The sequence below is a fragment of the Burkholderia sp. CpTa8-5 genome (genome assembly GCF_017815045.1).
GTDB lineage: Bacteria > Pseudomonadota > Gammaproteobacteria > Burkholderiales > Burkholderiaceae > Burkholderia > Burkholderia sola.
Genome location: NZ_JAGIQD010000003.1, coordinates 153,576 through 176,518, shown reverse-complemented (window position 1 = coordinate 176,518; position 22,943 = coordinate 153,576). Strand labels below are relative to the sequence as shown.

Sequence of the window (22,943 nt, the reverse complement as noted above, 5' to 3'; positions counted from 1 at the left end):
ACGCGGCGCCACGACCGCCGCGCCGCACTGCTCGCATTACTTCCCCGACCGAGCGAGCGGGCCTTGTGGGCCCTGGCCCGTGCCCGCCGGCCAGCCGCCCGCGAGCGCCTTGTACAGCGCGACCGTCGACGCCGCGCTGCGCATCCGCCCGTCGGCCGCCGCATCCTGCGCCTGCAGCAGCGTCCGCTGCGCGTCGAGCACTTCGTAGTAGTCGATTGCGCCGGCGGAGAAGCGAGCCTGCGCGAGCTGTGCGGCACGCGCGCTGTCGTCGGCCGCGCGCACGAGCTGCGCGGTCTCGTCACGCGTTCGGGCAACACGCAGCAACGCGTTCTCGGTTTCCTCGAGCGCGCCGAGCACGGTCTGCCGGTACTGCGCAAGCTGGCCGGCCGCTTCCGCGTCGCTCGCGGCGATCCGCGCACGCACGCGGCCGACGTCGAGGAACGACCAGTCGATGCCGAGCGCGATCAGGTTCGTGTCGCTGCCCGCGCGAAAGAACCCGTAGCTGCTCGTCGCGCTGCCGAGCAGCCCGGACAGCGTGAAGCGCGGAAACAGGTCGGCGGTCGCTACGCCGACGCGCGCGGTCGCCGCATGCAGCCGCGCCTCGGCGGCCGCGACATCGGGACGGCGGCGCAGCAGGTCGCCCGGCGTGCCGGGATCGATGTCGACGGCAAGCGCCGGCAACGGCACCGGCGCGGCCGTCTTCGGCCAGTCGAACCGGCCGATCAACGCATCCGGCGTCCGCCCGGTCAGCACCGCGAGCCGATGCTCGTCGACGCCGATCGCCGCTTCGTACACGGCGATCCGCGATGTCGTCGATTCGTACTGCGCGCGTGCTCGCGCCGCATCGAGCTCCGAGCCGCGTCCCGCGCCGACGCGCGCATTGATCAGCGCGAGCGTCTGCTTCTGGTTGTCGGCGTTCTCGCGGGCGATCCGCAACCGCTCCTGCGAGCCGCGCAGGTCGACATACGTGCTCGCGACCTCGCCCGCGATCGCGACGCGCACCGCACGCACGTCGGCCGCGCTGGCCGCCGTCTCCGCGCGCTGCGACTCGATCGAGCGGCGCACGCGGCCGAACAGGTCGAGTTCCCACGCGGCATTGATGCCGACGCTCGACGTCGGCGTATCGCGCTGGCTGCGCGGCGCGCCGAACGCCTGGTCCTTGCTCGTCAGCCGATGGCCGATCTGACCGCTCGCGGTGAGCGTCGGATAGCGGTCGAACGTCGCCTGTGACAGCAACGCGTTAGACGCGTCGTAGCGCGATACGGCGACCTGCAAGTCCTGGTTCGCCGCGAGCGCCGCATCGATCAACTGCGTGAGCGCCGGGTCGCCGAAGCCGTGCCAGAACGTGGCATCGGCCGCCGCCGATGCATCGGGCGGTATACCGGGCTGTGCATCGGCCGGCGCCGCGTCGCGCTGCGTCGCCGGGTGAGCATCGCGCACGAACCGCGCGGCGGTGGCCGTTTCAGGCCGTTTGAAATCGGGGCCCACCGCGCAGGCGGCCAGCGTCACCGACATCGCGAGCGCGGAAAGACGGAAAGCGGCGCTCATCGGTTTTCTCCTTCGAGGGTGCCGTGCTGTTCGCTCCAGACGGCCGGCGTGCCGCCCGCGAGCTTGCGGATCGCCACGTAGAACACGGGTGTCAGGAACAGCCCGAACAGCGTGACGCCCAGCATCCCGGCGAACACGGTGACGCCGGTGGCCGCCCGCACCTCGCTGCCCGCGCCGCTGCCGATCAGCAGCGGCACCGAGCCCGCGATGAACGCGACGGACGTCATCACGATCGGACGCAGCCGCAGCTTGCACGCTTCGAGCGCCGCTTCGACCGCGCCCTTGCCCTGGATCTCGAGCTCGCGCGCGAATTCGACGATCAGGATCGCGTTCTTGCACGCCAACCCCATCAGCACAACGAGTCCGACCTGCACGAACACGTTGTTGTCGCCGCCGGACAGCCACACGCCGAACAGCGCCGCGCACATGCACACGGGCACGATCAGGATCACCGCGAGCGGCAGCGTCCAACTCTCGTACAGCGACGCGAGCACCAGAAACACCAGCATCACGGCAAGCGGGAACACTACGATCGCCGCGTTGCTCTGCGTGACCTGCTGATAGCTGAGGTCGGTCCATTCGAGCGTGATGCCCGGCGGCAGCACGTCCTTCGCGATCTGCTGCAGCTTCGCGATCGCCTGCGACGACGACATCGTCTTCGGATCGGCGTCGCCGATCAGGTCGGCGGCCGGATAGCCGTTGTAGCGGACGACCGGGTCGGGTCCGTACGCGGGCCCGACCGTCACCATCGAGCCGATCGGCACCATCTCGCCCTTCGCGTTGCGCGTGCGCAGGTTCGCGATGTCGGCGGCCGTCTGCCGGTGGCCGGCATCCGCTTGCGCCATCACGCGATACACGCGGCCGAACACGTTGAAGTCGTTCACGTACATCGAGCCGAGATACACCTGCAATGTATTGAACAGATCGGTCAGCGCAACGCCCTGCGCCTTCGCCTTCAGCCGGTCGACCTTCACCTCGAGCTGCGGGATGTTCGCCTGGTACGAGCTGACGGGATAGCTCATTCCCGGCGTCTTCGCGACCGCGGCCTGGAACGCGCTGAGCGCCTTCTGCAATTCGCCGTAGCCGAGGCCGCCGCGATCCTCCAGATACAGCGAGTAGCCCGAACCATTGCCGAGACCCTGGATCGGCGGCGGCATCAGCGCATAGGTGATGCCGCCATCGATCGCCGCGAAGCGCGCGTTCAGATCCGCGTTGATCTGCGCGGCGCTGCGATGACGCTGGTCGAACGGCTTCAGGATCACGTACGAGTTCGTGATGTTCGGCGTGTTCACGCCCTGCAGCGCATTCAGCCCCGCGAACGCCGGCACCATCTCGACGCCGTCGGTGCCGAGCGCGATCTTCGTCATTTGCTCGGTCACCGCACTGGTGCGCGCGAGCGACGCGCCTTCCGGCAACTTCGCGCCCGCGAACAGGTACAGCTTGTCCTGCACCGGGATGAAACCGCCGGGCACCGCATTGAACAATAGCGCGGTCGCCGCGAGCAGCATCGCATAGACCGCGAACACCACGCCGCGCCGCTTCAGCGTGCGACCGACGACGCCGTGATAGCGATCGGAGCTGCGCTCGAAGAAACGGTTGAACGGATGGAACAGCCAGCCGAACGCGCGATCGAGCGCGCGCGTCAACGCATCCTTCGGCGCGCCGTGCGGACGCAGCAGCTTCGCGGCAAGCGCGGGCGACAGCGTCAGCGAGTTGATCGCGGAGATCACCGTCGAGATCGCGATCGTCACCGCGAACTGCTTGTAGAACTGGCCGGTGACGCCCGACATGAACGCCATCGGCACGAACACCGCGCACAGCACGAGCGCGATCGCGACGATCGGCCCCGACACCTCGCGCATCGCCTGGTGCGCTGCATCGCGCGGGCTCAGGCCCCGTGCGATGTTGCGCTCGACGTTTTCGACGACAACGATGGCATCGTCGACGACGATCCCGATCGCGAGCACGAGCCCGAACAGCGTCAACGTGTTGATCGAGTAGCCGAGCAGGTACAGCCATGCGAACGTGCCGACCACCGACACCGGCACCGCGACGAGCGGAATGATCGACGCGCGCCACGTCTGCAGGAACAGGATCACGACGAGCACGACCAGCACGACGGCCTCGATCAGCGTGTGCTGCACCGCGCGGATCGATTCGCGCACGAACACGGTCGGGTCCCACACGGGCCGATACGCGACGCCCGGCGGGAAGCGCTTCGACAGCTCGTCGAGCTTCGCATACACGGCTTTCGCGACGTCGAGCGCGTTCGCGCCCGGCGACAGGAAGATGCCGACCACGGCCGAATGCCTGTCGTTGAAATACGAGCGAAGCGTGTAGTCGCCCGCGCCGAGCTCGATGCGCGCGACGTCGGACAGCTTCACGACCTGGCCGTCGTCGCCGTTGCGCAGCACGATGTCGCTGAATTCCTGCACCGTGCGCAGCCGGCCGCGCACGTTGATCGACACGAGGAAGTCGTTCTTCTTCGGCGACGGCTCCGCGCCCAGCTGGCCGGCCGACACCTGCACGTTCTGCTCGCGCACGGCCGCGATCACGTCGCTCGCGGTGAGCCCGCGCGACGCAAGTCGATTCGGGTCGAGCCACAGCCGCATCGCGTAGTCGCCGGAGCCGTACACGCCGACGTCGCCGATGCCGGTCAGGCGCGACAACTCGTCCTTCACGTGCAGCGTCAGGTAATTGCGCAGATACAGCGAATCGCGGCTGTTGTCCGGCGAGTAGAGACTCACGTACATCAGCGGCGTGGGCGACTGCTTCTGCGTGGTCACGCCGTACTGGCGCACCTCGTCGGGCAGGCGCGACAGCGCCTGGCTCACGCGGTTCTGCACGCGCACGGCGGCCGTATCGGGATCGACACCCTGCAGGAACGTGACGACGACCTGCAGGCTGCCGTCCGAACCGGCGACCGACTTCATGTACATGATGCCTTCGACGCCGTTGATCGCCTCTTCAAGCGGTTCGGCGACCGATTCGGCGATTTCCTTCGGGTTCGCGCCCGGATACGTCGCGCGCACGACGACGCTCGGCGGCACGACCTCCGGATATTCGCCGGCCGGCAGCATCGGAATCGAGATCAGGCCGAGCGCGAAGATGACGATCGACAGCACGACCGCGAAGATCGGCCGGTCGATGAAGAATCGGGAGAAATCCATCACGTGGCTCCCGTTATCGCGAGGCAGGCGCGCCGGCATCGGCCACGGCCTGCGTACCGGCGCCGGAGTCCGCCGCCGCCCGCACGGGCAGCGCCTTCGGCTTCACCTGCGCGCCCGGATAGTAGATGCGCTGCACGCCGTCGACCACCACGCGATCGCCCGCCTGCAACCCCTTCTCGACGATCCGCTCGCCGTCGAGTTCGCGGCCGATCGCCACGTCGCGGCGCAGCGCCTTGTCGCCGGGGCCGAGCACGTACACGTACTTGCGATCCTGGTCGGTCAGCACGGCCTTGTCGTCGACCAGCAATGCATCCTGGTCGCGGCCGCTGACGAGCTGCACGCGCGCATACAGGCCCGGCGTAAACGTATGGTCCGCATTCGGCAGCCGCACGCGGGCGCGAATCGTGCCGGTCTGCGGATCGAGCCGGTTGTCGAGGAAATCGACGGTGCCCGCATGCGGGAAGCCCGTCTCGTTCGCGAGTCCGACGCGCACCGGATCGGCGCCGATCGCGCGATGCGCCGGATCGGCGCGCCGCGCGTTGTAGCGCAGGTAGCTCTGCTCGTCGCAATCGAAATACACGTAGACCGGATCCTGCGACACGACGGTCGTCAGCAGCGTGTCGTCCGCGCGCGCGAGGTTGCCGACGGTCGCGACCGCGCGGCCGACGCGGCCCGCGATCGGCGCGCGCACTTCGGTGAAGCCGAGATTGAGCTTCGCGTCGGCCACGGCCGCATCGGCCGCCTGCAGATCGGCGCGCGCCTGCTCGGCGGTGGCGCGCGCATTGTCGAGTTCTTCCTGCGACGTCGCATGCGCATCGATCAGCGTCTGCACGCGCTTGAGCTGCACGTTCGCGAGGCTCGCGGCCGCGCGGGCGCGCTGCTGCTGCGCATTCGCACGGTCGAGCGCGATGCGGTACGGGCGCGGATCGATCTCGAACAGCAGCGCGCCCTGCGCGACCACGTCGCCCTCCTTGTACGCGACACGCTGCAGATAGCCGCTCACGCGCGGCCGCAGCTCGACCGCGTCGACCGCTTCGACGCGTCCGTTGAATTCGTCCGCAAGGCGGACGGTACGCGGCGCGACGGTAGCGACGCCAACTTCGGGAAGGGGCTGGGCCGACGATGTACCTTTGCCGTCGTGACAACCCGACAACGCCAGCAACAGGGCGCAGGCGGCGCCCAAAGGCGGCGTCCTGCGTAGGGAAAAGGAGAGCATGATGCCTCGCGACGGGTTAAACTGCCGCGTAGCATAAAAGTTGAAGTTAACTTCAAGTCAAGCTTTCCCGGAAGGTGTCATGGGTATCCAGGAAACCCCGCAATGGCCGCTGATGTCGATCCGCGAAGTGGCCGCGCGCAGCGGCGTGCCGGCGTCGACGCTGCGTTTCTACGAGATGCGCGGGTTGATCAAGTCGCACCGCAACGGCTCGAGCCATCGCCACTATTCGCGCGCAGTGCTGCGGCTGATCGCATTCATCGTGTTCGCGCAGAAGATCGGCTATTCGCTCGACGAGATCGCCGAGCAGCTCGTCAGCCTGCCCGAGGACACGGCGCCGAGCAACAAGGACTGGCAGCGGCTGTCGCGCGGGTGGAAGCAGCGTGTCGCGAGCCGCATCGAGGAGCTCCAGCGGCTCTACATCAACCTCGACGAATGCATCGGCTGCGGCTGCCTGTCCCTGAAACGCTGCAAGCTGACCAACCCGGAAGACCGCGCGGGCCGCAACGGGCCCGGCGCGCGGCGCTGGCTCGGCGACAAGCCGCCAATCGATTCCGAATGACACGCAGGCCGCGCGCGCCATGCATCATCCGACGCGCCAGCCGCCGTTCACCGCGATCGTCGCGCCCGTGACGAACGATGCGCGCGGCCCGGCGAGCCACGCGACCGCATCGGCGACGTCGTCCGGCTGCCCGGCGCGGCCGGCCGGCGTCTGCGCGCGGATCATCGCCGCGACGGCCGGCGCGACCCCGCTGTCGCCGAACAAGCGCGTGCCGGCGATATAGCCGGGCGCGACCGTATTGACCGTCGCTCCGCGCGGCCCGAGTTCGCGCGCCAGCGCGACGGTGAAGCCTTCGACGCCGGCCTTCGCGGCCGCATACGCGAGGCCGCCCGGCAACAGGCTGCCGGCGCGCGCCGCGATCGAGCCGATGTTGACGATTCGCGCGGCACGGTCGGCCAGGTGCGGCAGCACGGCCATCGTCGTCAGGAACAGGCTTTTCAGGTTCGCATGGAGCACCGCATCCCATACGGCCTCGGCCTCCCCTGCTTCGGTATCCGCGCCGACGCGCCCGGTGCGCCCCGCATTGTTGACCAGCACGTCGATGCGCGGCCATCGCGCGACGATCGCGGCGACCACCGCTTGCGCGTCGCGCCGGACGCTCAGATCGCCGGCCTGCCCGATCGCTGCGCCGCCGAGACGCTCGACGGCGGCCTCCAGCCTCGCCGCATCGCGCCCGACGATCGCGACGCGATACCCGTCCTGCACCAGCCGGCTCGCGATCGCGAAACCGATCCCGCTCGACCCGCCCGTGACGATTGCCGTGCGTTGCTGTTCATTGCCCGTCATGATCTGTCCTCCTGAGTATCGACGATTGACGACAGGGACATTCTGGGCAGCTCGGAGTGATAGGTAAAATACGAATTCGATGATCTACTGATACATGGAAGGTATCGCATGATCGATCTGCGCCAGTTCCGGCAATTCATCGCAGTGGCCGAAACGCTCAGCTTCCGCCGCGCGGCCGAACGGCTGCACATGGCTCAACCGCCGCTCAGCGCGGCGATCCGCAAGCTCGAGGACGAACTGGGCGTCGCCTTGCTCGAACGCGACAATCGCGGCGCGCGGCTCACGCCGGCCGGCGAAGCGTTCCTGCTCGAAGCACGGCGCGCACTCGAACAGGCCGAGCGCGCGGTGGCCGTGGCCCGCCGGGCGGGCGCCGGCCTCGGCGGCACGCTGCGGCTGCGTTTCGTCGACAGCACGGTGAACGCGCTGTTGCCGCTGATCCTGCGCGCGTTCCAGGAACGGCATCCCGACGTCGATTTCCAGCTGGAAGAAGGCACGACCGCCGAGCAGGTGCTTGCGCTGCGTCAGGACCGCACCGACGTCGGCCTCGTCGTGCTGCCGGTGGCCGACGCCGGCGACGTGCATGTCGAGCCGCTGCTGCGCGACCGGATGGTGGCCGCGCTGCCGGACGGGCATCGGCTCGCGCGCCGCCGCCGCATCGCGCTGGCCGAGCTGGCGGATGAACCGTGGGTCATGTTTGCCGCGCACCACGGGCCCGGCATGCACGCGCTGATCGCGACGGCGTGCGCGCAGGCGGGCTTCGCGCCGCGCGTGGTCCAGCAGCCGCGCCAGATGCAGACGACGGCCGGGCTCGTCGCCGGCGGCATCGGCGTCGCGCTGATGCCGCGCCTGTTCGTGCCGATGCATCCGCAAGGCATTACGTTCTGCGAACTGAAGGATGCGGGCAGCCCGCTCGCGTACGAAGTGGCGCTCGCGTACCGTACGCCGTCGCCGCTCGTCGATGCGCTGCGCGACACCGCGCGAAACGCGGTGCACGAACTGGGCCTGGTTGCGGCGACGTGACCGCGCGCATCGCGCGCGCGGCGCTCAGTCCCGGTCGCCGAGGAAGTTGAACACGACGCCGAGCACGGCCTCGCGGAACGCCTCCGGCCGCGTCGGCAGCGACGTGTACTCCAGCATCATGTGGCTGTACGACACCGTCGTGCCGATCGCGCTCGCGATCATGAAGAACAGCACGTTCGGATCGACCGGACGGATCGCGCCGGCCTCGACCGCGTCCGCGATCAGCGGAAACATCGCGTCGTGATACGGGCGCACGATCCGCTCCTGCAGCCGATCGAGCCGCCCGCCCTCCTCGGTCGCCGCGGTCGAGAAGAACATGCCGATATCCGGCTCGGCGAACTCGTGGTCGACGCACAGTTCGAGCGCGCGCCGCACGCGCTCGCGCTGCGGCAGCGACGACGTGCGCAACGCGCGCAGCGCGTCGAACATCGGTTCGGCCAGCTCGACGATCTGCTCGACGACCGCCAGCCACAACGTTTCCTTCGCACCGAAGTGATGCGCGATCAGCGCCGCATCGATGCCCAGCTCGCGCGCGACTTCGCGCACGCTCGTCGCGTCGTAGCCGCGCTTCGCGAACGTACGGCGCGCGGCCCGCAATATCACGTCCGGACCGACGGACGCGTCCGCCGACGGCCGTCCGCGCGTACGCCGCTTCGACGGCGCGCGCTCAGTGACTTCTGCCACGTTTTTCCTGCTCCTTGAACGATTCGAATGCCCGTATCCGGCGCCGGTTTCCCGGCCCGGAATCGGGCGGCCTGCCCCGCTCCGTTGACACGCGGAGCCGGGAAGCGCTAGGATCATACATTATTCATCACGTGATGATTTATACATGACAACCCCTACACGTATCGTCATCGTCGGTGGCGGGATCGCCGGGCTGCAGCTCGCGACCCGCCTGGGCGAACGTCTCGGCCGGTCCGGGCAGGCGCAGATCACGATCATCGACCGCAGTCCGACGCACATCTGGAAGCCGATGCTGCACACGATCGCGGCCGGCACGCGCGACGTCCAGCAGCAACAGGTGATCTTCCTCGCCCATGCCCGCGACCACGGCTACACGTACCAGCCCGGCGAACTGAAGGGGCTCGATCGCGCGCGCCGCCGCGTGCAGCTCGGCGAGATCCGCTCGCAGGACGGCGACGTGGTGATCGACGCACGCGAACTCGACTACGACGTGCTGATCCTCGCGCTCGGCAGCCAGGCCAACGATTTCGGAGTGCCCGGCGTGCGCGAGCACTGCTATTTCATCGACAGCCAGCAGCAGGCGGAGACCTTCAACGAAGCGTTGCGAATGCGCGTGTTCCGCAGCATCGCGCGCGACGAGCCGTTTCGCGTCGCGATCGTCGGCGCGGGCGCGACGGGCGTGGAACTCGCGGCAGAGCTCAGCCGCTTGCTGGAAGTGGCGCAGGCGTACGGTGACGAAACGGTGCGCGAGCGGCTGCAGCTCACGCTGCTCGAAAGCGGCCCGCGCATCCTCAACGCGTTTCCGCCGCGGATTTCCGCGTCGGCCCAGCGGCGGCTCGAACAGATCGGCTTTCGCGTGCTGACGTCGACGCGCGTCACGTCGGCCGACGCGAACGGTTTCCACTACGGCGACGGCTCGTTCGCCGAAGCGGACCTGATGGTCTGGGCGGCCGGCGTGAAGGCGCCCGATTTCATGCAGGGGCTGGGTGGGCTCGACACGAACCGCGCGAACCAGATCGTCGTCAGCCCCACGCTGCAGGCGAGCGGCGACGAACACGTGTTCGCGATCGGCGATTGCGCGAGCCTGCAGCTCGACGGCCAGGAACGGCCGCTGCCGCCGACCGCGCAGGTCGCGACGCAGCAGGCCGAGCATCTCGCGAAGCACCTGCCCGCGTGGCTCGACGGCACGCCGATTCCGCCGTTCGCGTTCCACGATTTCGGCGCGCTGGTGTCGATCAGCGATTACGACGCGTTCGGCACGCTCGGGCAGTTCGGGTTCTTCCGCGGTGGCTTCATCCAGGGGCGTTTCGCGCAGTTCAGCCACCTGATGCTCTATCGGCGGCACCAGCAGGCGCTGCACGGCTTCTCCAAGGCGACCTTGCTGTGGATCGCCGAACGGATCAACGGCTGGGTGCAGCCGCGCATCCGCCTGTCGTGATGCCGCGCGTCGCGGCACCGCGTAACGTTTCGAGGAACAGAAACATGAACAACCGTGCAATGCCCTGGCTCATGACCGTCGCCGCAATCGGCAGCTTCGACATGCCGTCCGTCTCGTGGGGCGAGCCGCGGCGGCGCAGCGTCACGCGCGACCGGCTGCCGTCGTGGGACGCGACGAGCAAGCCGACCATCAGCGTGCTCGAACGGCCCACGGCCGACACCGTGATGATTTCGTGGTGCGACGCCTGCACCGGACACTACGGCTACCAGAAGTGGCGCCTGTTCACGACGCGCAAGCACGGCGTGTGCGCGCTGTCGGGGCGACCGATCGAGATCGGCGACAGCGTCTATGCGCCGCAACTGCTCGGCTCGACGCCCGGCAACGCCGCCGCGATGGTGCTCGCGGCGTGCATCGACGACGCGTTGGCGGGCTGAGCATCAGGTCGACGTGGTCTGACCGGCGCCATAGGCCGGAGCGCGGTTCTGCCGTTCGAGTTCGGCATCGAGATGCGCGGCATGCGCGTTCGCTTCGGACTCCGACATCAGCTCGCCTTCCCACTTCGCGACTACCGCGCTGGCGATCGAGTTGCCTACCGCGTTCGTGGCCGAGCGGCCCATGTCGAGGAACGTGTCGACGCCGAGAATCAGCAGCAGTCCGGCTTCCGGGATGTCGAACTGGTGCAGCGTCGCGGCGATCACGACGAGCGACGCGCGCGGCACGCCGGCCATCCCCTTCGACGTCAGCATCAGGATCAGCAGCATCGTGATCTGCGTACCGAGCGACAGGTGGATGTTGTACGCCTGCGCGATGAACAGCGACGCGAACGTGCAGTACATCATCGAGCCGTCGAGGTTGAACGAATAGCCCATCGGCATCACGAAGCTGGAGATCTTGCGGCGCACGCCAAAACGGTCGAGCGCGTCGAGGATCTTCGGATATGCGGCTTCGGAGCTGGCGGTCGCGAACGACAGCATGAATGCTTCCTTGATCAGCAGGAGCAGCTTGAACACGCGGCGGCCGAGGAACAGCAGCCCGGCCGCGACGAGCGTGGCCCACAGCAGCACGAGGCTCACGTAGAAGTCGCCCATGAACACCGCGAACTTCAGCAGGATCGACAACCCGTTGACCGCGACGGTCGACGCCATCGCGGCCATCACCGCCAGCGGCGCGAGCTTCATCACGTAGCCGGTGATCTTCAGCATCACGTGCGCGAGCTGGTCGATCGCGGCGACGAGGATCTTGCCACGCTCGCCGAGTGCGGCCAGCGCGACGCCGAAGAACATCGAGAACACGACGATCTGCAGGATCTCGTTGTTCGCCATCGCCTCGGCGATCGATTTCGGCACCATGTGGCCGACGAAATCCTTCAGCGTGAACTTGGACGTCGCCAGATGCGCGGACGCGCCGATGTCCGGCAGCGGCAGGCCGAGGTTCTCGCCGGGCCGCAGCAGGTTCGCCATCAGCAGGCCGAGCAGCAGCGAGATCAGCGACGCGGTGACGAACCAGCCGAGCGCCTTCACGAACACGCGCCCGACCGACGACGCGTCGCCCATGTGCGCAATGCCGACGACCAGCGTCGAGAACACCAGCGGGCCGATCACCATCTTGATGAGCCGCAGGAACACGTCGGACACGAGCGAGATGTAGCCGGCGATTTCCGCGGCCGACTGCTTGTCCGGAAGCTGCGTATAGATCAGGTAGCCGATCAGGATGCCGGCTGCCATCGCGAGCAGGATCCAGCCTGCCGCAGACATTCGTTTGTTCATGAGGGAATTCGCCGCATGGCGATCGAGTTGACGGAAAAAGGCGCGCGGGCCGCTCAGGCTGGCGGATGTCCGCCGACGGACGCGCCGCCGCCGCGCACCGGCATTCGCGGCAACGCGAACGCCGGCGGCAGCGATTCGGCATGAAACGATCGGTCAGTAGCCGATCGCGGCGCCCGCCGGACGGCGCGGGTCGTTGTAGCCGTAGATGAAGCCGACCCGCACGTTGCCGGACACGGACGAATCGTTCCCGGAGCTCTGGCGGCTCGCCGCTTCGGTGCCCGGCAGGCCGACCATGATCAGCTCGGCGGCGCCCCACGGCGTCTGCTCGACCATCTTGTAGCCCATGTTGCGCAGGATCGCGAGCGTGTCGGGCGACAGGCCGTAGGTTTCGTAATAGACCGCATCGGGCAGCCACTGGTGATGGATGCGCGGCGCGGCGACCGCATCCTGCGGCGTCATCCCGTAGTCGATCACGTTCAGCACGGTCTGCAGCGTGATCGTGATGATGCGCGAGCCGCCCGGCGAACCGACCACCATGAACACCTTGCCGTCCTTCTTCACGATCGTCGGCGCCATCGACGACAGCGGACGCTTGCCGGGCGCGATCGAGTTGCGCGTGCCCTGCACGAGGCCGAACAGGTTCTGCGCGCCGACCTTCACGGTGAAATCGTCCATCTCGTCGTTCAGGAAGAAACCCGTGCCCGGCGCGATGACCACGGCGCCGAAGCGGCCGTTGACCGTATAGGTCGTCGACACCGCGTTGCCGTCGTGGTCGACGATCGAGTAATGCGTCGTTTCCGGCTTCTCGTGCACGCCGACGCCGGGCTGCACGTCGACCGACGGCGTCGCCGTATCGGCATGGATGCTCTTGCGGATCTGCGCCGCGTATTCCTTGCTCGTGAGCTTCGCGATCGGGTTGTCGATGAAGTCCGGATCGCCGAGCAGCGTGTTGCGGTCTTCGTACGCATGGCGCATCGCTTCGGTCATGTAGTGGACCGCCGCGGCCGAGTGGTAGCCGAGCTTGCGCAGGTCATACCCTTCGAGGATGCTCAGCGTCTCGCACATCGTCACGCCGCCCGAGCTCGGCGGCGGCGCCGACACGAACTCGTAGCCGCGATACGTGCACGTCAGCGGCGACATGTCCTGCGCGCGATAGGACGCGAAATCGGCCGCCGTGATCACGCCGCCGCCGCGCTTGGCCGCTGCCTCCACGATCTTCGGGATCTCGCCGTGATAGAACGCGTCGGGCCCCTGCTCCGCGATGCGCTCGAGCGTGCGGGCCAGGTCCTTCTGCACCAGGCGATCGCCCGGCTGCAACGCGGTGCCGTCCGGGCGCAGGAAGATGCGCGCGGCTTCCGGATCCTTCTTGAAGCGCTCGACCGTCGTATCAAGGATGTCCGTATCGCCGCGCGTCAGCACGAAGCCGTCGCGCGCGAGCCGGATCGCCGGCGCCATCACCTGCTTGCGCGTCAGCTTCCCGTACTTGCGCTGCGCGAGATCGAGGCCGGCCACGGTGCCCGGCACGCCGACCGCGCGATAGCCGTACAGGCTCTGCTCCGGAATCACGTTACCCGACGCATCCAGATACATGTTCGCGGACGCCGCGGCCGGCGCGGTCTCGCGGAAATTGATGAAGCGGTCGCGGCCGTCGGCCAGGTGGATCGTCATGAAACCGCCGCCGCCGATGTTGCCGCAGCACGCGTTGGTCACGGCCTGCGCATAGCCGACGGCCACTGCCGCGTCCACCGCGTTGCCGCCTGCCTTCAGGATGTCGACGCCGATCTGCGACGCGAAGTGCTGCGACGATACGACCATGCCGTTCTTCGCTTCGACCGCCGGGTCCGACGCGGCGAACGCGCACACGCTCATCGCCGACAACAGGGTGAGTATTACCAGCCGCCTCATGACGGGATCCTCCAGACGAATAAACCGGGCCATGCCGGGGATGCATCGGTCCATTACTGCGTATCGACACTGCCCATCCGACGTGTAATAAACGATACATTTCAGCGAGGCCGCGATCATAACACTCACTTTTTTGCTCCAAAAACTAGGGTAACCACTGAATTCATCGCGAATGGACGTCGCCATACGCACCGATGTATGTTTGATTTATTACACATATGAACCTATTCGATGACCGGGCGATGCGTCCCTCTAATTTCGGGCCACACGCGAGTTGCCGCACGTCAATCGGCTAACATGCGTGCAGTTGCCGGCAGGCGCCCGCTTGCCGTTTGGTCAATCCATTCAGATAGAGAGCCGGAGTGCCGATGGGGACGAGCATCAGGGCGTTGTTGTTATCCCAGATGGATAGCTTCACGCCGTCGGAACAGAAGGTCGCGCACGCGTTGCTGGATCGCTATCCCAGTCTCGGGCTGGGCCCGATCGCGCAGTTTGCGAAGCAGGCAGAAGTCAGCGACCCGACCGTGTTCCGCTTCGTCGTCCGGATCGGCTTCCCGAACTATTCGTCGTTCCAGCAGGCGCTGCACGACGAGATCGACACCGCGATGAATTCGCCGCTCGCGCGGATGGATGCGTTTCATTCGGAAACGGGCATGCGCGACAGCCATGCGGCGATTTTCCAGCGGCTGTCCGAATCGCTCGCGACCACGATCGAAGGGCTCGACGCGGCCGCGTTCGACGCAGCCGTGGCGGTGCTGGCCGATCCGGACGTGCGCGTGTTCTGCGGCGGCGGGCGCTATACGGCGCCGCTCGCATCGCTGTTCTCGTTCACGCTCGCCTATGCGCGGCCGCATGTGCAGTCCGTCGAGCCGAACGTGAATCTCGCGTCCGTCGCGCTGGCCGACATGGGGCGCAACGACGTGCTCGTGATCTTCGACTTTCGTCGCTACCAGAAGGACAGCATCCGCTTCGCGCAGGCCGCGCACCGGCTCGGCGCGCGGATCCTGCTGATCACCGACGAATGGCGCTCGCCGATCGGCGAGTTCGCGGAGATCGTGCTGCGAATCCAGGGCCGCCCTTTCGCGATGCTGCAGACCAACGTGCCGGCGCTGGCGCTCGCCGAAGCGCTGGTGATCGGCGTGACGAACCGGCTGCCGGAGCTGGCGCGGCAGCGGATGGAGAAGATCGAGCTGCTCAATGCGGGCGGGATCGAGTGGGATGTAAGTCAGCGGGATTTGCCGGAGTGATGGCGTATTGCCATTCAGGCGCGGGCGTCAGCGCTCGGCCTCGCGGCGTGTGCAATTCGAATCCCAAACGGCAAACCCCACATGTAACGCGCCATGCCAGCCCCCGTCGCGTTCCCTCGTTCAGGGCACCAGTTCCATCCGATTGCCGGTCACGACCAACTTGACGGGATCCGTCTTCTTCCACTGCGACTTCGGAATCACCAGTTGCCACTCGGCACCGCGCCCATCGCGGAAGAACCCCGCCACGCCCACAGCTTGCGCGTCGGCTGCCATTGGCACAGACAGAGCCATCGAGGCATCAGGCACGAGCGTGATCTCCATGCTGTCGAGCAGCTCGGCCTTCAGTAACGCACTGTCGTCATTGAGCAGCGAAACGTAAGCTGTGTTTTCGAAGACCTTCGCATCCTTCAACTGATAGACGCGCATCACGACCGGTAGCGATTGTCCCTGCTCGTTCTCGTTGAGTGCGGCACGGCTTTCGATCACGAGGTTCATCTGCTTGACCTTCGTGACGAAAATCGCGCGTGTCATGCCGCCGATCGTCTCTTTCGTCGATTGCCACATACCGCAGCCAGACAGCAACGCGGCCGTCATCGCAATAGCAGCCGCCAATCGAATGCTTCGCATCATCGGATGTGCTCGCGGTGTCACAGCCAGTCTCCCGTCTTGATCGTGCATGGATAGCGCCGGCTCGGGCCGCCCACGCCTTCATACAGCACGAGCCGCACCGCAAAATGGAAGCACGCATAGCGGCCGACGAAGCGACTGAGTACGTCGCCGAACAGCGCGACGTCGCCGGACCCGGCAAAACCCGACGGCTCGATACCCACGTTCACATTCACGATACGGTCGACACGCGCCCCCACCCGTTCCGTTTCCTCATCGAGCCAAACGTGACGAATCGCGTCGATGCGTCGCCGGTTATCGTCCTCTCGCGTCCAGTCGTACAACGACAGCGCGCCGCGCAGCACATTCGCGTCCATCATGTTCAGCTCGGTTGTGCCCGCGCCATTGAAGTGAGAAATCACCCGCCAGTCATAATCGCCGCGGCGCGGCGGATACAGCGGCATCGTCGGGGCCGTCAAGTTGTGCACGCGCTCGACACCATTGAAGGTCGAAGCAGGCGTGGTAACCATCGATTCACGCAGCGCCATACGCGGCAGGCGCCCGTTGTTTGCCAACACCCGGACCGTTACGTGTCCGTCCGGCAAGCTGCCCGGTTCCGCCCACAGATGCCCGCCCAACGTCACGACCATCTCGCGTTGGCCCGTTACGCCCTGCCGAATCGAAGCGTGGTAGTACCGATCCGGCGACTCGTGCCGCATCATCCCGCCGCGGTGCCGGAATGCCTTGATCGATTGATACGGGTATTGCCTGGCGGTGCGCGGATCGGTCGCCACCACCGACAATACATCGTACGGCTCGACGTGCTCGCCTGCGGAGGCCGGGGCGCGCACCGGATAGTCGCGGTCATGCGCATTGGGACGGATTGCCTGCGCGTCCAGTTCGAGCAGATTGATCACCGGCGTGCAGAACAACCGGATGTTGTCCGCACAGAACGTGGCGTCACCGGGGATCCGGTCTCGAATCACGATTTCGAATTCAAGACGTGTTTCGCCCGGCGGCACGCTGGCCGCGTCGAAACCGCACAAATCCACGAAGTGGAACTTTTCGGGGAATGCGAAATATTCGAGCATCGTCTGCTCGCGGTCGAGATCGACGTCGCGTACATCGAGGTCGGTCGGCCACAGTCGCGCGTGCGCGCCGAAGCCCGCCGCCTCGATCGTCATCGCCGGGCGCAGTTGTAGCTGGCCGTCTAGCAGGCGCGGCATGCGCACGCCGATCGACTCCACCTGGCGCGTGAAAACCGCGTACAGCGCCGATGCAGTCGGCCGGTCGCCATGCAGGTATAGCCGGATACGCGACAGGTCGTCCACCAACCGCTGCTCGCGGTGCAGCAGGTCGAACGCGAGCCGGATTACCGTACGGCCGTCCTCGCGCATGCGCGCGCCCGCCTCGCGCACGTTGAGCGGTAGCAAGTGTATCGCCCGAGTGGTTCGATAGACACATATCGTCCCGTCCGGCCCGACCGGTGTCGAACGTACCTGCAACCCAGGCGGTAACGTATCGAGTATCCGCGCCTCGCCGGTGCGCGGCACGCACTCGAGGATGGTCAGCGACGGAATCGTGCGGCCTGTATGCGGCCACAGATGATCGAGCAGTGGATCGGTGATTTCCGGTGCCGCGTCATCGAGCTTCATCCGCAGCCGGCTCGTGAGAAACGCGAAACCCTCGTAGGTCTGCTCGACACTGTCGTGGCGCGCGCCAGGCATCGTCATTCCCACACGGCGGGCGCCTTGTGGCTGGGACCTCGCGAACTCCTTCCCCGCCTCGCGCAGATAACGCATCTCCGCATCGAAGTAGCGCAGGTATCGATCGTCATCCGCACCGACACCGCTTCCTGCAGGCTTCGTCGGATTGTTCTTGTCTTCACTCATGGCTGGAAATCCGGTGGCAGCGGCGGCAGAAGCGGCATCGTCGGCACGGCACCCGCCTTGCCGACGACGAAAATGCGATCCGGCATGCGGAACCCGCGCAGTTTCAGCAGGTCGATCGGCCCGGCGCCGACCCGCGTACGCAATACGTACGACAACGGCTCGCTGCTCCCCGTGTTCCATGTAAGCCGATAGCGCGTGCCATCGAGCGGCTTGATGTCGGCCTCGCTCAGCAGACGCAGGAATGCCCAATCGCCGGCCGAATCAAATGCCTGTCGCAGGCCTGCGTCGCGCGTCTGCCATGTGAGCCTCGCGTGCCCGTTCAGGCCGTTGCCGGGCCATGCCAGTGGGGTCCAGCGCTCCTGCTGATTGAAATAGACGATCCGCATGCCGTCGACCGACAGTTCCGATCGCGTCACGTTCGGCGTCGGCAACGCCATCATTTCGAATTTCTGCCCCGCATCGGCCTGCGGGTAAAGCTGTACCCCAACCGTCGACAACTGCCGGACGGCGCTCAGGAATGTCGGGTCGAACTGCAACGCCTGCGGTGCGAGCTCGCTGCGCGCCCAATAGTCACCCTCGAGTTTCATCACGCCGGCCAGTTGCGTCGTGATGAAGCGCGAAATCAATCCGGTATCGGGTCGTACATAGCGGCCGAACTCGGCGAAGGACGCATCGGCCTGCGTATCGAAGAACGGATAACGGCCGCTCATCGCTGCGTTGAACGGTGCGGCAACACCGGCCCGCCATGCGTCATTCAGGCTCGCGGCAGCCGGTTTCAGGATCGTCTGCCATGCGGTTTCGAGCGGCTGCGCAAACACCGTATCGCCGAAGCCCGCCCACGCCGTACCCAGGCTCGCGGCCGTGAGCGCCGCGTCGTTGCGCGCCTGGGACAATTCCGACAACTTGCCTTGAAACACGGCCTGGGCGAGCGAGCGCGCCATTACCTGAGCGTCCGGACTGCCTGCGATCTGCTGCAGCTTCAGCCGCATCGTCGTGACTGCCGTCAGGTAGCGCGACAAGCTGACACCGCTTAGCGCGATGTCGGCTGGCGTGGCGCGCTTCCCGTTTTCCGCGGCAGACGACGTGCCCGTATCGCCCATCAGCACCAGCAGTGGACCAAACGGCTTGTCGAGCGGGTTGATGACGGTTGCCCCCGCCTGTTCGTCGGCCCCGATCAGGTTCTGCGCCTTTCTCACCAGGGTCTCGGCCAGCGCCTGCGACGGCCGCCCCGCTTGCGCCTGATACTGCACGGATTTCATCAGCGCGATCAACGGTGACGTCTGAGCGTCCGCCAGTCTGGAAAGCTGCTCGATCGCGCCACCGAGGTTGGACGTCGGTTGCCACTGCAGGCTATTGAGCATGCGCTGCCATGCCGCCGTGTACTCGCCAAAATACCGGGCCGTCAATCGCTGCTTCAGTTCCTCGGCTGCGCGTTTCTCGTCGTCGATCGCCGTGGTTTGGGTCATACCGTTCGCGAGCGTATTGCCGATCCTCTGCGAAATCTGCGAGCCGGACAACACCCAGTCACCGCTGATCCGGCGTTCATGCGACGCCTTGTCGATTGCCGAGGCGACCATGCCGTCCCACGCCGCACGCGTATAGACCCCCGGGACGGTCTGTGATGCCTTGAACATTCCATGCGCATCTGCGCCATTCAGCAGCGTTTCGAGCGACGCGTCGGCGTATTTGTTTTTGACTTCGTCGAGGATACGTTGGTACACCGTGTCCTCCGCCGACGCGAGTCCCATTTGCGTGACCAGCATGTTGCGGGTCGAGGTCACGATGCGATCGTCCGTCGCTATCCGCCATTCGGGATGCGCTTTCAGGTGCTCGGCGTAGAAGCCTGCAAGCCGCCTGCCGGTATCGTCACGCTCGCCGAGCGGCATCTCGTCCGGCCGCGCCCATAGGGTGACGAGCGTACGCTTCAGAAATGCGGGCTCGGTGCGCGATGGCTCGCCGAGCATCAGATAAGTCTTGAGCGCGTTGTAGGTACTACGTCGCGTGTCCTGCGATTGCAGGCTATCGGCGCGTGCCTGATCTGCTGCCTTCAACACTTCCCCGATCGTTTGCACCACGGGCACCTGCAAGTTACGCGTCGCAGCGAGTCGGTACGGTTGCCAGAGACTGCCGAGAACATCGTCATTTCGCGACAAGCCGGCCCGCAGGTACCACGGGGCGCCATGCTGCTGCCGGTATTCGAGCCTTTCCATCAACTGTTGTAACGCCAGTTGCGCGCGCCAGGCGGCTGTGGTCTGCGGCCGCGCATCGACCGCTGCGCGCGCTGCCGCCTGCGCTTCGCGCATGAGTCGCTGGTTGCCGATGAACGATGCGGTCATCCATGCACACCACGCTATCGCCGCAATGGTCACGCCCATCGCTAGCACATCCGGCCAGTAGAATCCGACCCGCCGGCCAATGCGTCGCCGGTTGGCGATAGCGCGCCACGCGGGTAACAGTGCAGCCGGTTGCGGCGGGAACTCGATCGGGATGTTCGTCACCCTTGTGCTCGCGTCCGCGGCGATCGGCACCGGCGTCGGCATCGCCGCTGTCGCCTCAAATACCGGAGCGAACATCACACCTGCTAGCGGCGCGCGCAGCCATTGCGATGCCAAGAGCGCTTGCCAGCCGGTAACGATGTGTTCGAGCCGTGTCCCGATGTATTGCGAGATTTCGGCTAGATAGCTGACCCGCGTGGGCGCTGTACATTGCTGCACGCCCGCGTCCGCCGTACAGCGCTCAATCGCGGCAAGCTGATCGCGCAAGTCCAGCGCCGGCGGCCCCCCTTTGTATGCCGCCCGCGGAAATGCACCGATCACTTCGAACGTCTCGGGTCGATCGCCCTGCGCGGGCACGGCGTGCAGCAACGTGACAGGTGCGTCCCAGCCGATGTCGGCGGCCAGCGCGGCGAGGACGCACGGCAATTCGATATCGCGCTCGTCCACGTGCGTGACGTGCACAAGGCCGTCGACCGGGCGTCTGCTGCGCAGCTTACGGATCTGCCGGCGCCACACGCCCGCGTCGACGCCGTCAGGTGCTGCGTGTACGAGGATCGCGTTGCCAACCGGCATTGCGCCCGCGCGCTTCAGTCCCGGCGCGACCTGATCGAGCAATGTGTCCGCACCGGTCACCATCAGCCACGGTAAGCGGTATCGCCAGCGCCGGCCCTGCGATACCCGTAGTTCCTCGAACAGGCGTTGCAGACGGGCATCGCGTTTGATCTGCTGTCCCGTCGTTGAAGCAGCCTCCTTCTCGCCGGTTTGCAGACGAAACAGTTTGGCAGCGCCCACATATGCGCCAGTCGATATCGCAATCAGATGAATGATCACGATGACAACCAGCAATACCGGAATACCGATTAATGCCAGTGTGCGAGGCGTGCCATCGGGAACGCCGAGGCGCTCGCCCTGGAACCAAGCCAGCACAAGCGCTGCAACAGCAATAACCAACGCGGCAAGAGGCAGCCCCCAGACTGCGACCCGGCTGTGAGCTTCTTCGGTTAACGCCGCTTGAGGCTGCGCGTTATGCAGGTTATTTTTGGATATCGACATGCGTTGAAGCCGTTTGATCTTGGGGTAAGACATGGAGGATGGCCGAGTGCGAGCCATCGACGACGAGTTGCGGTCCGTCACTGGCACCGGACTCGATCGCCGCAGCGATCGCCAGCAGACCGTTCGCTGCCCGCATGTCGCCAACGATACGATCCAGCCGAGTCTGCGCGGCGTCTTTTGCTGCAATCACAAACCCTGCAGCGTTCAAAGCGGGGGCGCAGTTTTCAACCGGCCGCGTTATCCACGCGCGCGTCACCGACGCGGCATCGGCTTTGCCCCAGATGGCGGCGTTCGCGAAACCATATTCTGATTCAGCGGAATCACCTGCAACGGGCCTATGTAGCGCAGCCTTTCTGCTGACCTCATGCGGGAGCCCGAAACAGCCGGCATCGAACAACGCAGCCACACATCCCTCGGCGAGGCTCTCATCGATATCATCGTCGTACCACGCCGTAGCGATGACGAGGAGCGGACGGGATTCATGCGCATCGAGCCATGCATCGGCCACAAGCAACCCGTCGGTAGCCGGAACGGCCCGGACTTCCAAGGGCGGAAGCGCCGCCAGATGCATCGCAGCGCGAACCTGGGTCAAACGCATGTTCGCGACGTCCGACTCGGTCAATACGCGTACTTGGGGCCAATATGCCCTTTCGTATCGAGTTAATGCGTGAATGCTTCCAGCGAGAGGCTCAAGCGCAACGCGGATCATCTGCACAACTGGATCGGCCTTCTTCGGTACGGCAGCATTGTCAGTTGGGGTTTCCTCTTCATCCGCCATGAATGAAGCGTCCAGTGGCGGCTCATTGGACGGGCCGTCCAGTAGCGGGTCGTTGTCCTCAAAGCGATTGCACAAAACTTTTCCTGAGCCGTGCCGTGGGGCTTGCACCTTCATGATGGAGCGTTTCCCTCTCAGAACGTCGAACAAAGATGTCCCGCCAAGAGGCAGGCAATAGCCTGCTCCGAGTACATAGAGCGGTCGCTGCGCGAACCCGATCTTCTTCGCAAGCCAGCGGTCACGATGATGGTTGCGCCAGTATGCGCGGTACCACAGCCCCTCGTAGCCTGCGCGACCAAAGCCGAGCAGGACCAGAAACAGTCCGTTCGGCACCCCAATAATCAAGCCCCAAAACCTAAGGCCACTCGCGGGTTCGCTTTTCGGCCACGTCAGCAAAACAACCAGCGGACCGAACACATTACAGACAAACCAAGTTAATGCCCACGGCCAGAAGCGCATCCTGAGCGGATACGCGCTGGGGCGTCCGGCGGGAGAAAGATCGACCGGCATTACTCGAAGTGGACGTTCGGTAGCGACGAAATCAATCGACAACCACATGCACATCGATGGCCGTCCAGCGCGAACAGCTCCCCGTCGCGATCGGAATACTTGTCGGCGCCCTCGTCAATGACGGTCGGACCATGCAAGTCGCAGGTCGCATTATCGCCTTTACGTGCAAGCGGCCTGTCCATGAACATCGTCCATGGCGAGCCGCTGGTGACTTCGCCGCCATGTTCGAGCTTGTCACCTTTGCGAATGGGAGATTGCATATATCGGCTATCT

17 protein-coding genes are annotated in these 22,943 nt (G+C 66.0%); 5 read left to right on the top strand and 12 right to left on the bottom strand.

Annotated elements, in window-relative coordinates:
* Window positions 1–36: 36 nt before the first annotated feature.
* Genes J8I35_RS06995 through J8I35_RS06985 form a run of 3 tightly spaced genes read right to left on the bottom strand, consistent with a single transcriptional unit; the run spans window position 37 to window position 5,934 of the window.
* Window positions 37–1,548 (bottom strand): efflux transporter outer membrane subunit, encoded by a 1,512-nt coding sequence (locus J8I35_RS06995; protein WP_209924855.1) that lies wholly within the window; start codon window positions 1,546–1,548, stop codon window positions 37–39.
* Window positions 1,545–4,718, bottom strand: a complete 3,174-nt coding sequence (locus J8I35_RS06990) for a multidrug efflux RND transporter permease subunit (protein ID WP_050011994.1) — start codon at window positions 4,716–4,718, stop codon at window positions 1,545–1,547. The genes J8I35_RS06995 and J8I35_RS06990 overlap by 4 nt, the downstream gene beginning before the upstream one ends.
* A gap of 13 nt (window positions 4,719–4,731) precedes the next feature.
* The gene (locus J8I35_RS06985; protein ID WP_209924854.1) at window positions 4,732–5,934 is read right to left on the bottom strand and encodes an efflux RND transporter periplasmic adaptor subunit; all 1,203 of its coding nucleotides are present in this window, start codon (window positions 5,932–5,934) and stop codon (window positions 4,732–4,734) included.
* Between the two features lie 79 nt (window positions 5,935–6,013).
* Between J8I35_RS06985 and soxR the strand changes: the two genes are divergently transcribed.
* Window positions 6,014–6,493, top strand: a complete 480-nt coding sequence (soxR, locus tag J8I35_RS06980) for a redox-sensitive transcriptional activator SoxR (RefSeq protein ID WP_050011996.1) — start codon at window positions 6,014–6,016, stop codon at window positions 6,491–6,493.
* A gap of 24 nt (window positions 6,494–6,517) precedes the next feature.
* On the opposite strand, the gene J8I35_RS06975 is transcribed toward soxR, so the two are convergent.
* Window positions 6,518–7,279: an SDR family NAD(P)-dependent oxidoreductase gene (locus J8I35_RS06975; RefSeq protein WP_089489505.1), complete on the bottom strand. Its 762-nt coding sequence runs from the start codon at window positions 7,277–7,279 to the stop codon at window positions 6,518–6,520.
* 108 nt (window positions 7,280–7,387) lie between these two features.
* Here J8I35_RS06975 and J8I35_RS06970 point away from each other — a divergent pair, with 108 nt between their 5' ends.
* Window positions 7,388–8,299, top strand: a complete 912-nt coding sequence (locus J8I35_RS06970; protein ID WP_209924853.1) for a LysR family transcriptional regulator — start codon at window positions 7,388–7,390, stop codon at window positions 8,297–8,299.
* A gap of 24 nt (window positions 8,300–8,323) precedes the next feature.
* On the opposite strand, the gene J8I35_RS06965 is transcribed toward J8I35_RS06970, so the two are convergent.
* The gene (locus J8I35_RS06965; protein ID WP_209924852.1) at window positions 8,324–8,983 is read right to left on the bottom strand and encodes a TetR family transcriptional regulator; all 660 of its coding nucleotides are present in this window, start codon (window positions 8,981–8,983) and stop codon (window positions 8,324–8,326) included.
* Between the two features lie 145 nt (window positions 8,984–9,128).
* Between J8I35_RS06965 and J8I35_RS06960 the strand changes: the two genes are divergently transcribed.
* Together J8I35_RS06960 and J8I35_RS06955 are read left to right on the top strand one after the other, a co-directional pair.
* Window positions 9,129–10,421 (top strand): NAD(P)/FAD-dependent oxidoreductase, encoded by a 1,293-nt coding sequence (locus tag J8I35_RS06960; RefSeq protein ID WP_209924851.1) that lies wholly within the window; start codon window positions 9,129–9,131, stop codon window positions 10,419–10,421.
* Between the two features lie 44 nt (window positions 10,422–10,465).
* Window positions 10,466–10,855, top strand: a complete 390-nt coding sequence (locus J8I35_RS06955) for a DUF3331 domain-containing protein (RefSeq protein WP_209924850.1) — start codon at window positions 10,466–10,468, stop codon at window positions 10,853–10,855.
* A 3-nt stretch (window positions 10,856–10,858) separates the two neighbouring features.
* Here the strand turns inward: J8I35_RS06955 and J8I35_RS06950 are convergent, their stop codons facing one another.
* On the bottom strand, window positions 10,859–12,187 hold the full coding sequence (locus J8I35_RS06950) for a dicarboxylate/amino acid:cation symporter (protein ID WP_209924849.1): 1,329 nt from the start codon (window positions 12,185–12,187) through the stop codon (window positions 10,859–10,861).
* Window positions 12,188–12,340: 153 nt separating this feature from the next.
* Complete coding sequence (ggt, locus tag J8I35_RS06945; protein ID WP_209924848.1) at window positions 12,341–14,092, bottom strand: gamma-glutamyltransferase; 1,752 nt, start codon at window positions 14,090–14,092, stop codon at window positions 12,341–12,343.
* Between the two features lie 368 nt (window positions 14,093–14,460).
* Here ggt and J8I35_RS06940 point away from each other — a divergent pair, with 368 nt between their 5' ends.
* The gene (locus J8I35_RS06940; protein ID WP_209924847.1) at window positions 14,461–15,339 is read left to right on the top strand and encodes a MurR/RpiR family transcriptional regulator; all 879 of its coding nucleotides are present in this window, start codon (window positions 14,461–14,463) and stop codon (window positions 15,337–15,339) included.
* Window positions 15,340–15,459: 120 nt separating this feature from the next.
* On the opposite strand, the gene tssJ is transcribed toward J8I35_RS06940, so the two are convergent.
* Genes tssJ through J8I35_RS06915 form a run of 5 tightly spaced genes read right to left on the bottom strand, consistent with a single transcriptional unit; the run spans window position 15,460 to window position 22,930 of the window.
* Entirely contained in the window at window positions 15,460–15,969 is a 510-nt protein-coding gene (gene tssJ / locus J8I35_RS06935; protein WP_176015801.1) for a type VI secretion system lipoprotein TssJ, read from the bottom strand.
* A gap of 17 nt (window positions 15,970–15,986) precedes the next feature.
* Window positions 15,987–17,837 carry a type VI secretion system baseplate subunit TssF gene (gene tssF, locus J8I35_RS06930; protein ID WP_209924846.1) on the bottom strand — a complete coding sequence of 617 codons (1,851 nt, stop codon included), beginning with the start codon at window positions 17,835–17,837 and terminating at the stop codon, window positions 15,987–15,989.
* Window positions 17,834–21,418, bottom strand: a complete 3,585-nt coding sequence (locus J8I35_RS06925) for an ImcF-related family protein (RefSeq protein WP_245170140.1) — start codon at window positions 21,416–21,418, stop codon at window positions 17,834–17,836. Before J8I35_RS06925 ends, tssF begins: the two co-directional genes overlap by 4 nt.
* The gene (locus J8I35_RS06920; RefSeq protein ID WP_245170139.1) at window positions 21,366–22,718 is read right to left on the bottom strand and encodes a hypothetical protein; all 1,353 of its coding nucleotides are present in this window, start codon (window positions 22,716–22,718) and stop codon (window positions 21,366–21,368) included. The genes J8I35_RS06925 and J8I35_RS06920 overlap by 53 nt, the downstream gene beginning before the upstream one ends.
* Complete coding sequence (locus tag J8I35_RS06915) at window positions 22,670–22,930, bottom strand: PAAR domain-containing protein (protein WP_209924845.1); 261 nt, start codon at window positions 22,928–22,930, stop codon at window positions 22,670–22,672. The genes J8I35_RS06920 and J8I35_RS06915 overlap by 49 nt, the downstream gene beginning before the upstream one ends.
* Between the last annotated feature and the right edge of the window lie 13 nt (window positions 22,931–22,943).

Bases quoted from the DNA above. Each gene is read 5' to 3' on its own strand.
- J8I35_RS06940 (WP_209924847.1), top strand. From the start codon at position 14,461: ATGGGGACGAGCATCAGGGCGTTGTTGTTATCCCAGATGGATAGCTTC.
- J8I35_RS06960 (WP_209924851.1), top strand. From the start codon at position 9,129: ATGACAACCCCTACACGTATCGTCATCGTCGGTGGCGGGATCGCCGGG.
- J8I35_RS06985 (WP_209924854.1), bottom strand. From the start codon at position 5,934: ATGCTCTCCTTTTCCCTACGCAGGACGCCGCCTTTGGGCGCCGCCTGC.
- J8I35_RS06920 (WP_245170139.1), bottom strand. From the start codon at position 22,718: ATGTGGTTGTCGATTGATTTCGTCGCTACCGAACGTCCACTTCGAGTA.
- soxR (WP_050011996.1), top strand. From the start codon at position 6,014: ATGGGTATCCAGGAAACCCCGCAATGGCCGCTGATGTCGATCCGCGAA.
- J8I35_RS06970 (WP_209924853.1), top strand. From the start codon at position 7,388: ATGATCGATCTGCGCCAGTTCCGGCAATTCATCGCAGTGGCCGAAACG.
- J8I35_RS06995 (WP_209924855.1), bottom strand. From the start codon at position 1,548: ATGAGCGCCGCTTTCCGTCTTTCCGCGCTCGCGATGTCGGTGACGCTG.
- J8I35_RS06975 (WP_089489505.1), bottom strand. From the start codon at position 7,279: ATGACGGGCAATGAACAGCAACGCACGGCAATCGTCACGGGCGGGTCG.
- J8I35_RS06915 (WP_209924845.1), bottom strand. From the start codon at position 22,930: ATGCAATCTCCCATTCGCAAAGGTGACAAGCTCGAACATGGCGGCGAA.
- J8I35_RS06955 (WP_209924850.1), top strand. From the start codon at position 10,466: ATGAACAACCGTGCAATGCCCTGGCTCATGACCGTCGCCGCAATCGGC.
- ggt (WP_209924848.1), bottom strand. From the start codon at position 14,092: ATGAGGCGGCTGGTAATACTCACCCTGTTGTCGGCGATGAGCGTGTGC.
- J8I35_RS06990 (WP_050011994.1), bottom strand. From the start codon at position 4,718: ATGGATTTCTCCCGATTCTTCATCGACCGGCCGATCTTCGCGGTCGTG.
- J8I35_RS06925 (WP_245170140.1), bottom strand. From the start codon at position 21,418: ATGTCTTACCCCAAGATCAAACGGCTTCAACGCATGTCGATATCCAAA.
- tssJ (WP_176015801.1), bottom strand. From the start codon at position 15,969: ATGATGCGAAGCATTCGATTGGCGGCTGCTATTGCGATGACGGCCGCG.
- J8I35_RS06950 (WP_209924849.1), bottom strand. From the start codon at position 12,187: ATGAACAAACGAATGTCTGCGGCAGGCTGGATCCTGCTCGCGATGGCA.
- tssF (WP_209924846.1), bottom strand. From the start codon at position 17,837: ATGAGTGAAGACAAGAACAATCCGACGAAGCCTGCAGGAAGCGGTGTC.